Here is a 10,818-nt window from a genome sequence, read left to right as displayed (position 1 = left end):
CCGCGGCTTTGAGCCGGTGCACTTCGTAAGCCGCGTGCGCAACTACCGGGACATCATAGCCAGGGCTTTTTAAAATTGGGTTATCACTACAGCGAAACTTATGATTGACCTCCGGGGACTGGCTCTCCCCGCACTTATTTTTAAAACCTGTTAATCATCCTTCAGAAAAATAAGTGCGGGGGTGCCTGTCCCCTGCTTTCCTTAAAAGCGCTAAACAGATACTATTTTATAAGTTTCGCTGTAGTGTTATGGATTAAGGATTAAGGGATCAGGACCGCCTTATGAAAATTCTGCTCATTTATCCGCGCTGCCTGGAACCAAGGTCCCACGAACTTTACAGTGAAGATGTGGGCGTTACTCCCATCGGGCTCTATTACCTGGGGGCCCTTTTGAAATCCCGCGGCCACCAGGTGGAAATCCTCAACTGGTACCAGGTGGAGCAGACTGACAGGGATATCCGGGAGATACTTCTGGAGAAAAAACCTGACCTGGCGGGCTTTTCCATTGTCAATGCCAACCGTTTCGGAGCAACAGACACAGCCGCACTGGTCAAGGAGGTCCTGCCCGGAACCGTGACTGTTCTGGGAGGCATAGGGGCCACTTTTCTCTGGGAACATCTGCTTAATAATTTCGCCCAGGTGGATTACGTCATCCTGGGAGAGGGCGAATTTTCTCTGATGCAGCTGGTATCCAGGCTGGAAAGCGGGGATCTGGACAATCTGGACGACATCAAGGGCCTGGCCTTCAGGCGGGAGAAGGACACGGTCTGCACCGGACTTCCAGAACACATCATGGATCTGGATCAACTGCCCTCTCCGGCTGAGCATTTCACCTTCCAGCACCTGGTTTCCTCCAGGGGCTGTCCCTCCAACTGCTCCTTCTGCGGGTCCCCGGATTTCTGGGGTCGAAAAGTCAGGTTTCACTCCCCGGCATACTTCGTGGACATGCTGCAAATGCTTTATGCAAAAGGTGTTAACTTTTTCTTCTTCTCCGACGACACCTTTACTCTGAAGCCGGAGCGGGTCATTGAAATCTGCCGGCTGATAATCAACCGGGGGCTGCAAATATCCTGGTTCGCCATTTCCCGGGTCAACTGCGTGGACCAGGAAATGCTTATCTGGATGCGCAGGGCCGGATGCATCCAGATAAGCTACGGCATAGAAAGCGGATCACCGCGAATCAGAAAGGAGTTGAACAAGCAAATCAGCAACCAGGAGATTCAGACTGCCTTTGAGCAGACTGTGGCCTGCGGCATCCTGGCCAGGGCCTACTTCATCTACGGCTCCCCCGGCGAAACCCGCGGGACCATCCGGGAAAGCATGGACCTCATGGAGAGCATCAAGCCCTTAAGCGCTGTATTTTATATCCTGGAAATGTTTCCGGGCACGGCCCTGTACAGGGAACTCAAGCAGAAAAGCGCACTTACTGATGACTTCTGGCTGAAAAAAGTGGAGCACATCAAATATTTTGAAACCGATCCCCGCATGACCCCGGAAATGATCCTGGAGTTCGGCCGGTTGCTGCGCAACTGCTACTACCGGACCCTGCCTCGGGCCGCCCGGGAGGTAAAACTCAAAGACCAGTCAGAACTTTATCCCCTGCACGCGGATTTTCTATCCAGGCTGGGCATGACCTTCAGCCACGGAGACTACGCCGCTATCCAGGAAATCCCGGACAAAGAGAAGACAGCCGAGTTCTTGTTTGAAAAATCCCTTGCCTGGCATCCCAATGAAAGGGCATATCTGGGGCTGGGCATAATCAGGCAGAAGCAGGGCAGATACCAGCAGTCCTACCAGGGCCTGAGCCAGGGCATGAAACACTTCCCCGGCAGTGAGCACCTGAGCGCCTGTCAGTGCGTCAACTGCATGAACCTGGGCCTGTTCCAGGAAGCCCTGGAATATACCAGCAGATTCCCCGGTTCCCCCCAGATGCAGAAATTCCGGCAGGCCTGCAGCCAGGCCCTGGCAGGCGGAAGATAGCACTACAGCGAAACTTATGATAGACTTCCGGCACCTGTCCCCCTGAATGGTTACGGATACAGGAACCTTTGCATGATAAAAATTATACGATTACTTCACCAAAAAGTCATTGTGAACCTCGCATTCCTGGCGGCAGCCTCTTTTTTATCCTGGCCGGGCCTGGCCCAAAGTGTATCCGCAACCCAGGAGCCCGGTGTTTTTGAGGCCCAAAAATTCGAGGTTGTCAACTACTACCAGGCTGTGGGCACCATCCGCCCCCGGCAGGAGCCGGTTATCAGCGCCCAGGTGCAGGCCCGGGTCCTGGAAGTCCTGGTTGCGCCAGGTGATATGGTGGAGGCCGGAGACCTTTTGATACGGCTGGAACAGGATGAGTTCAAAAGCAGGCTCAAGCAGGCCCGCCTGGACCTTGAGGGAGCCAAAGCCTCCATCCAGCGCATCCGCCGGGAGATTGACGCGGCCGGGGCTCTTCTGGACGAGGCCGGGCCGCAGTTTGAGCGCATGCAACGCCTGCACAGCCGGGACGTAGCCACCCGGCAGGAACTGGACCGGGCCGCATCAGAGTATTTCCAGGCCCGGGCCGGGCATGAGCAGGCCCTCATGTCCCTGCAGGAGGCCGCATCTTCCAGGGACGCCCTGCAGGAAAAAATCAACGAACTCATGGTGGTCCTGGACTATACCCGCATCCGGGCCCCGGCCGGGGCCCAGGTGGTGCGCACAATGGCCGACCCCGGAGACCTGGCCGCCCCGGACAGGCCCCTGCTGAAACTTCAGACCAGGCATCTCCTGCGCCTGGAGGCCCGGGTGCCGGAACGGCTCATTTCCCGGGTAAGCCCGGGGGATGTTTTTGAGATCCAGGTGGATGCCCTGGATATAAAAATTTCCGGCCGGGTCAGCGAGATTGATCCGGCTGCAGAGGTTGATTCGCGCAGCTTTCTAATCAAGCTGTGCATTGAGGACAGTCCGGATCTCTATCCCGGCATGTTCGCCCGCATGCTGATCCCGGTGGAGACTGAAGAGGTCTTGATGATACCTGAAGAAGCCGTACGCAGAATCGGCCAGCTGGAAACCGTGCAGATCCTGAGGGACGGCCGGCGGCAGACCAGACATGTGCGTCTGGGACCAGAGCACAACGGGCGGGTGCAGGTCTTATCGGGTTTGTCTGTCCAGGACAGAGTAGTATTAAACCCCTCAATCCCGTAAACCTGAACAGTTCATGTCCCAAGCCCCTGAACACTCCAGAATCGCTGCCTTTGTAGGGCCGTTTCTATCCTCCTACCCGGCCCCCATCCTGCTTTTCATGGCCCTGGCCCTGGGCGCCCTGGCCATGACCATCACTCCGCGTGAAGAAGAACCCCAGATAGTGGTTCCCATGGCCGACGTCATCGTGGATGTCCCGGGTGCAGGCCCCGGAGAAGTGGAAAAGCTGGTGGCCACCCGCTTGGAAGAACTGTTGTGGCAGGTCCAGGGGGTGGAATACGTCTATTCCACTTCCCAGAGGGACCGGGCCGTGGTCACGGTGCGCTTTTTCGTGGGCCAGGACCTGGAAAACTCGCTGGTCAGGCTGCACAACCAGATCATCATGCACCAGGACCAGGTCCCCTCCATAGTCCAGGACTGGATTGTAAAACCGGTAAGCATTGATGACGTCTCCATCCTGAACCTGACCCTTTTTTCCAGTGAGAGAAGCGATTATGAACTGAGACGCATAGGCAACGAACTACTGGCCAGGCTCTCAGAGGTGGAAAACGTTTCCCGCTCTGAAATTTTCGGAGGCCGTCCCAGGCAGGTCCGGGTGGAAATGGATCCCCAGGCCATGGCCGGGCGGGGCATCTCACCTGTGCATATCCAGAAGACACTTCAGCAGGCCGACTTTTCCCGGACCCTGGGGGACTTTACCTTAGACAACCTGCATTTTCTGATTCTGGGGGATGCGCATCTCAGGACCGTCCAGGAAGTGCAGAGGCTGGTGGTGGGCATACATCAGGACCGGCCGGTTTATCTAAAGGACGTAGCCCGGGTGAGCGACGGCCCGGCCGAGCCCGAAAGCTACACCAGACTGGGCATGTCCTGGCGCTACATGCAGGAACTAGGCCTGGACAGACCATCTTCCATGCCTGCCGTGACCCTGGCCCTGGCCAAGAAGCAGGGCACCAATGCAGTTCAGGTGGCGGACAGTATCCTGGACCGGATGCAAAAGCTTGAAGGGCTTATTGTGCCGGAGGACGTAGGGGTGGAAATCACCCGCAACTACGGCCGCACCGCCCAGGAAAAGGTCAGCGGACTCTTCAGGTCCCTGTTCTTCGCCGTGGCCACTGTGGTCCTGGTGCTCACCCTGACCCTGGGCTGGAGACCGGCCCTGGTGGTGGGCCTGGCCATTCCGGTGAGCTTTTCCCTGGCCCTGTTCGGCAGCTTTCTTCTGGGATACACCATCAACAGGGTCACCCTGTTCGCCCTGATTCTGTCCCTGGGTCTGGTGGTGGACGACCCCATCACCAACGTGGATAATGTCAAACGCCACATGGCCATGGGAGGCAAGAGCGCCGGAGATGCAGTCCTGGCCGGGGTAAGCGAAGTGGTTGTACCTGTAGTCATGTCCACCCTGGCCATAATCGCCTGTTTTCTGCCTCTGTTCTTCATCACCGGCATGATGGGTCCCTATATGGCCCCCATGGCTGCCAATGTCCCTCTGACGGTAATTTTTTCCACCCTGTGCGCTGTGACCATAGTACCCTGGCTCTGTCACAGATTTCTGAGCCGCCCGGGGATAAAAAAAGCCGGTGTCGCTCAGCAGGGGGTACCGAACTGGATAATGAAGGGATACCGCGGCCTCATGCTGCCCTTTTTGAAATCCAGGTGGATGCGCCGGGGACTTTTTTTGCTGGTCCTGGTCCTTATCCTGGCGGCTGTGTCACTCGTCCTGCTGCGTATGGTGCCTCTAAAGATGCTGCCCTTTGATAACAAGGACGAATTTCAGGTGGTGATAAACATGCCCGAGGGGACCTCCCTGGAACTTACCGATGCCGTGGTGCGGGACTTCGAAGACTACCTCTCCCGGGTACCGGAAATCACCACCTACAGCACTTATTCGGGGCTGGCCTCCCCCATGGACTTCAATGCCATGGTCAGGGGATACTATGCCCGCCAGGACTCTCACCAGGCGGATATCCGCATCAACCTTCAGCCCAGGCAGAAGCGCGACACAGCCAGTCACACACTGATTCTCTCCCTGCGCCGGGACCTGGAGAATCTGGCCCGCAGACACGGGGCCACCATGGAACTGGTGGAAGTCCCCCCGGGCCCCCCTGTAATGGCCACCATAGTGGCGGAAATTTATCCAGAGCCGGACCGGACTTATGCTGAGACCATTGAGGCGGCCAGGCATGTCAAAAACATCTTGCAGCAGGAAAAGTTCGTACGTGATGTGCATTACAGCGCCCAGGCCCGGCATATGCGCTGGCAGTTCGTCCTGGACCGGGAAAAGGCCTCCCTGCACGGCCTGCACGCCGGCGAAGTCCTGACCACCCTGGGGCTTTTTACCGGTGGGGATAAGCCGGCGGCCCTGCACAGCCCCCATGAGCGCGAAACCCACTACGTGCGCATGTTTCTGCCAATGGAAAAACGCTCCGGCATTCACAACCTGCAGCAACTGCAGGTCGTCACCTCTGCCGGAGATGTAATAGCCCTCAAGGAACTGGGCCGTTTTGAAAAGGTGCCTGCAAAACAGCCCATCCAACACAAAAACCTGCGCCGGGTGGTTTACGTCACTGCGGAGATGGCCGGGCAGCCCCCGGGAGAGGCTGTCCTGGACATGAAGTCCAGGCTGGTGCAGGACCCCCTGCCCCAGGGGTTCAGCGTGGAATGGAGGGGCGAAGGCGAATGGAAAATCACCCTGGATGTTTTCCGGGACCTGGGCCTGGCCTTCGGATTCGCCCTGCTGGCCATTTATGTCCTGCTGATATTGCAGACCGGGTCCCTGGGCCTGCCCCTTTTAATCATGTCCGCCATCCCCCTGACCCTGACCGGGATCATGCCCGGGTTCTTTCTATTGAACATCATAGCCGGCCGGGAAGTGGACGGTTTTGCCGACCCGGTCTTTTTTCCCGCCACAGCCATGATCGGCATGATCGCCCTGGGGGGGATAGTTATCCGCAACTCCCTGGTTCTGATAGATTTTATCCAGTCCGCACTGAAAAGGGGAACAGAACTTCAGGAGGCCATCCTGCAAAGCGGGGCAGTCAGGCTGCGGCCTATTGTACTCACCGCCCTGACCACGGCCATCGGGGTCTGGCCCATCACCCTGGACCCGGTCTTTTCCGGGCTGGCCTGGGCCCTGATTTTCGGGCTCACGTCCTCTACGGTTTTCACCCTGGTCCTGGTCCCGGTAAGCTTTTACCTGCTGTACCGGGAAAAATAGGCTCAGGACCTGTTTTCCAAACGCTCAACCCTCTTCATCAGGTCGTCGACAACCGGGACATCTTCCAGGTTGACACTGCTGAAAAACTCGCCTGAGCCCTTGCAGTTGCTGCACTTCATCTCCCTGGGCTCGTACCTGCCGAAGCTCAAAAGTCCTTTTTCTATCAAAAGCTGGTTGTAGTCATGCTTGCTCAGGTTCTTGATGTAGTCCTCGCCCACTTCTTCAATAAGTTCAGTCCAGAGCGGATTTTCCACTTTGCCCCTGCCCTGGCACTTGTCGCAGGTGGCGATCTTTTGAATCAGGTAGCGCTCATTCATGTCTCCCTCTCCCTTTTGATTTTAATCTGTTGTGTTTCAGCCTTGTTCCCGGGCCGAAAAGCCTTTTGCAGGGCTGCAGTCTCCTGTTCCGGACTTAATAAGCCTCAGGCGGGGACAAATTTCTATAATATCCACTGGAAGTCAAACCAAATCTGCTTCAAAAATTTAAATTGCGTAACAGTTTAGCCATTAATATGTAGCATGGGGACTGGCTCTCCCAGCCCTTGTTTTTCTAAGCCTGTTTTCTTTCATCAATAGAATACAAGGGCTGGGGTGCCTGTCCCCTGCTTTCCTTATAATGGGCTAAACTGTTACTAAATTGCCCAATCAAAGTTCAGATCACTGTCCGGATCAAATGACTGTTTTCAAACATTTGACCTTTTCTCAGCTGCACAATATAATAAAAGGCAGTGACTTACTCCTTAAACCCTGTCATAAATGATGTGACTGCAAAAAGTCATTTTTGCAGTCACAGACGTCAGTGATCAGAGGTCAGAGGTCAGTAAAATCAAAGGGTTAAGTAGATTGTTAATTTCTGGATTTTTCATTCCCCGACTTTTTGCAGGTGCATCATAAATTATAAAATAAAGACAGACTTATGCCCAGGAGGAGCAAGGTGATTCAAACACCGATACAAAACATGGATCCACAGGATCTGGCTGATTTTTCCAGCCGGCACAAGGAAACAGACTACATGCTGGTAGATGTTCGCCAGCCCCAGGAGTACACCCAGGAGCATATCCCCGGCGCCAGGCTTATCCCTCTGCATGAGCTTGAAGGACGCCTTGCGGAGCTGGACCCGGATAAAAAGACGATTTTTTACTGCCGAAGCGGCAAGAGATCCATGTCCGCGGCAATCCTTGCTATGGACAGCGGTTTTTTTACCTCTGAAATTTTCAATCTTCTGGGGGGAATTTCCGCTTACCAGGGCACAGTTCTCCCGGACTATCCCAGGGTGAATATTTTTCACCAGGAACGTGACCTGAAAAGTGTCATCAAAAGAGCTGTTTCCCTTGAAAAAGGGGCCTCGAAATTTTATTCTGAGTTGCAGGCCATACTGGATAACGACAGCCTTAAAAAACAGATCCAGAAACTGGCAAAGCTTGAAAAGTCGCATGCCAGGGTTGTGTTTCAGCAGGGCAAGGATCTTTTTGAATTGGACTTCCAGGGACTCTATGATTCCGTCCCGGACGATATCGTTGAAGGCGGGCTGCAAACCTCGGCCATTGTGCATCAGTTTCAGGGTGCAGACCAGGGTGAACTTTGCTCCCACCTTCTGGAAATTGCTCTGGACATTGAAACAATGGCTTATGATATGTATCGCAACCTGGCTGAGGAACAGGCTTTCTCCAGAGATGCGACAGAGTGTTTTTTCAGACTGTCGGAGCAGGAAAAAGGGCACATCCGGCTGATAGCCAGACTCTTCAATGATTGCCGATAATAATTATGTCTTTTAGAACTCGTATCTTTGCCATCGAAAAAAACAAGAAAAATTTGAACCGCAAAGCCGCAAAGTACGCAAAATTTAAGAGGTTGCCTTCCTTGGCGACCTTTGCGCCTTTGCGTGAGAATATGTTTTTGGGTTGCGGGTATACCCCGCGTTAGAAATAAATAGTGCTGGGAAAGCCGGTCATCCTCCAGGCTGTTTGCCTCCTCTCTCTCCGGGCTGGATGCTCTCCCCTCCGGCCTGGAAGACCTACGGGCTGGATGCGGAGCCGGAAGCCAACCCGCAGGCACGGGGCCTTACGGGACGGAGAAGGGGCAGGAAGCCATGCGATATGCAAAGCGCTGAACAGATACAATTTAAAATGGAGAAGAGTATGGAAATTAGTTCCCAAAAAATGGACAAGGCCCTGATAATCATCGTCAGCGGCAGACTGGACACAACAACTGCACAGGACTTTGAGTCCACATGCCTGGATCTCATTGGCAACGAAAAAAATATCGTGGTGGATCTGCAGGAAGTAGAGTACGTAAGCAGTGCCGGACTCAGAAGCATTCTGTCCGTGGGCAAAAAGGTCCGGTCAGATGGCGGCAGCCTCATATTCTGCAATCTCAAGGGCATGGTCAGGGAGGTTTTCGAGATATCCGGGTTTGCATCCATCTTCAACATCTACGAAACCCGGGAGCAGGCCCTTGAGGCAGCCTGATTCCGGTGACTTTTCCTGGCTGCAGCTTTCTGCCACCAGAGAAAACCTGCCCATCTTTCAGGAGTTCGTCATCAATGAGGCAAAAAGGATCAAGACCTCCGCTGAAATTTTGCAAAAGGTAGAACTGGTCCTGGAAGAGACACTTTTAAACATAATCTGCTATGCCTATCCCCATAATCATGAAGGCAGCATTCAGCTGGGATGCTGCCTTCCGGGACCCGGTGAACTCTATATCCGTATAGTTGACTCCGGCATTGCCTTTGACCCCCTTTCACGACCTGATCCCGATGTAGGCCAGCCCATGCAGGACCGGGAAGTGGGGGGGCTTGGAATACACCTGGTGCGCAGAATGGCTGACAGGGTGGAGTATCAGAGAAAAGACGAAATGAATATTCTAGACATTGTCTTCAGGACTTGATCCGCCTTAAAACTATAGGCGTGACAGAATTCCGGCCTCCTTGAATCTCTGGGGCTTTACGTTCAACAATGATTTTTTCAGCGGAAAAGATGAGATGTCATGGCCAGAAAGATTTCCCTGATGGCCTGGTCCACTTCCCTGCCGATAAGGTCCAGTTTGGCAAGTTCAGTAAATCTGGGCATGACCTGGGGCAGCTCATGTTCTTCAAATACAGTATCCACCAGGGCGCAGGCGTTTACCAGCCCGACCAGGACCGCCTCCCGGGCATCAGGTATATCATTGCTGTATACCAGATCCCGCAGTCTGGTGCGGACCTCCTTTATCTCCTTGTCATCCATCAGGGGATAGCGTCTCCTGGCAAAGACCCACAAAATCTTATGTTCCTCGACCTTGAGCACCTTTTTGTCCACCAGCCTCTGCAGCACCTTTTCCTTGAGGTCCTTTTCCTGCAAGGCGATTTCACCGAGCCATTCAGAGGTATTCCGGCCGGCAGGCTCAGCCTTGAGTCGCTCAAGAATCACATCAATGAGGGCGTCTCCTACCGGCTCAGTATTAACTACCATCAAGGAGTGCATGTCCGTATCAATACGATCCGCAACAGCCAGCTCCATAAGCAGGGCTCCCGCCAGGGCGGTGCGCATGGCGCTTTCGGGCATGGGGTAAAAAGCGCCTCTATTGTCATCCAGGGTCAATAACAGGATCTCTTCGGCAAAATTCAGCATTTATTTATCCTCCTTTTTCAGAAGTCGCCCCCAGGCGGCCTCTTTTTCCGCGCAGGGTCAAGGAAAGCCTGGTGACTTATATATGATACCCTGTCAAAAAAACAAGAAAAATTTGAGCCATGGCGGGGGGGCAGCGCTTGGCAGTGGGACTGTCCCGCACTTATTTTTGTAAATCTAAAAATCATTTAAGGGATATTGGCAATTTTAACATCCCTGACATTGCGTCATGTTTTAATCCAACAGTATTGTGAATAATATTTTGTAATTTTACAATGGTTTTTTGTTATTAAAATGTATTTTATTCGGTTGTCTTTTATCAAAATTTCAGGCATTCCTGGTTTCAGGGGGGCCTGATAATGAGCATAAAGAGATCCGCTGAAGATTATCTTGTCGAGTGGAAGGACCGGTCCAGTCGCAAGCCCTTGATCCTTCGGGGCGCGAGGCAGACCGGCAAGACCTATCTTGTTGAGCAGTTTGCAAAGAATCAATTCAGCAGTTTGCTGAAAATTGATTTTGAGTTTGACCAGGAAGTCAAATCGGTATTCCGGCAAAGAGATCCGCAGGCAATCATCAGCGAACTGTCTCTGTTCTTTGACCTGCCCGTGATTCCCGGGGAGACGCTTCTGTTCCTGGACGAAATACAGGCCTGTCCTGAGGCCATCCACAGCCTGCGATATTTTTATGAAAAACTGCCTGAACTGCATGTTATCGCGGCTGGCTCTCTGCTTGATTTTGTCCTGCGGGATTTTGAATATTCCATGCCTGTGGGCAGGGTTGAATTCCTGCACCTTTATCCCTTGTCTTTCAGCGAATTCCTG

General features: G+C 53.7%; 9 protein-coding genes. 7 read left to right on the top strand and 2 right to left on the bottom strand.

From position 1 onward, the window contains the following. The first annotated feature begins 281 nt into the window (after positions 1–281). From QZP87_RS10505 to QZP87_RS10495, 3 genes are all read left to right on the top strand, one after another. On the top strand, positions 282–1,979 hold the full coding sequence (locus QZP87_RS10505; RefSeq protein ID WP_291322875.1) for a radical SAM protein: 1,698 nt from the start codon (positions 282–284) through the stop codon (positions 1,977–1,979). 72 nt (positions 1,980–2,051) lie between these two features. After that, positions 2,052–3,179 carry an efflux RND transporter periplasmic adaptor subunit gene (locus QZP87_RS10500; RefSeq protein ID WP_291322874.1) on the top strand — a complete coding sequence of 376 codons (1,128 nt, stop codon included), beginning with the start codon at positions 2,052–2,054 and terminating at the stop codon, positions 3,177–3,179. 13 nt (positions 3,180–3,192) lie between these two features. Beyond that, positions 3,193–6,393 carry an efflux RND transporter permease subunit gene (locus tag QZP87_RS10495; RefSeq protein ID WP_291322873.1) on the top strand — a complete coding sequence of 1,067 codons (3,201 nt, stop codon included), beginning with the start codon at positions 3,193–3,195 and terminating at the stop codon, positions 6,391–6,393. Between the two features lie 2 nt (positions 6,394–6,395). On the opposite strand, the gene QZP87_RS10490 is transcribed toward QZP87_RS10495, so the two are convergent. Next, positions 6,396–6,710, bottom strand: coding sequence for a hypothetical protein (locus QZP87_RS10490; protein WP_291322872.1), 315 nt, complete (start codon positions 6,708–6,710; stop codon positions 6,396–6,398). Between the two features lie 616 nt (positions 6,711–7,326). On the opposite strand from QZP87_RS10490, the gene QZP87_RS10485 reads away from it, so the two are divergent. The 3 genes from QZP87_RS10485 (at position 7,327) to QZP87_RS10475 (ending at position 9,278) form a co-directional block, all read left to right on the top strand. Further along, positions 7,327–8,151, top strand: coding sequence for a rhodanese-like domain-containing protein (locus QZP87_RS10485; protein ID WP_291322871.1), 825 nt, complete (start codon positions 7,327–7,329; stop codon positions 8,149–8,151). A 379-nt stretch (positions 8,152–8,530) separates the two neighbouring features. Next, positions 8,531–8,860 carry an STAS domain-containing protein gene (locus QZP87_RS10480; protein WP_291322870.1) on the top strand — a complete coding sequence of 110 codons (330 nt, stop codon included), beginning with the start codon at positions 8,531–8,533 and terminating at the stop codon, positions 8,858–8,860. Continuing rightward, positions 8,847–9,278, top strand: a complete 432-nt coding sequence (locus QZP87_RS10475; RefSeq protein ID WP_291322869.1) for an ATP-binding protein — start codon at positions 8,847–8,849, stop codon at positions 9,276–9,278. Before QZP87_RS10480 ends, QZP87_RS10475 begins: the two co-directional genes overlap by 14 nt. 77 nt (positions 9,279–9,355) lie before the next feature. Here the strand turns inward: QZP87_RS10475 and QZP87_RS10470 are convergent, their stop codons facing one another. Further along, the gene (locus tag QZP87_RS10470; protein ID WP_291322868.1) at positions 9,356–10,000 is read right to left on the bottom strand and encodes a GPP34 family phosphoprotein; all 645 of its coding nucleotides are present in this window, start codon (positions 9,998–10,000) and stop codon (positions 9,356–9,358) included. 356 nt (positions 10,001–10,356) lie between these two features. On the opposite strand from QZP87_RS10470, the gene QZP87_RS10465 reads away from it, so the two are divergent. Beyond that, positions 10,357–10,818: AAA family ATPase (locus QZP87_RS10465; RefSeq protein WP_291322867.1), on the top strand; the 462-nt coding region annotated here is incomplete at its 3' end.

The sequence above is a fragment of the Desulfonatronospira sp. genome (genome assembly GCA_003563255.1).
GTDB lineage: Bacteria > Desulfobacterota > Desulfovibrionia > Desulfovibrionales > Desulfonatronovibrionaceae > Desulfonatronospira.
Note: the sequence above shows the minus strand (reverse complement) of the source record. Positions and strands in the feature narration are given on the sequence as shown.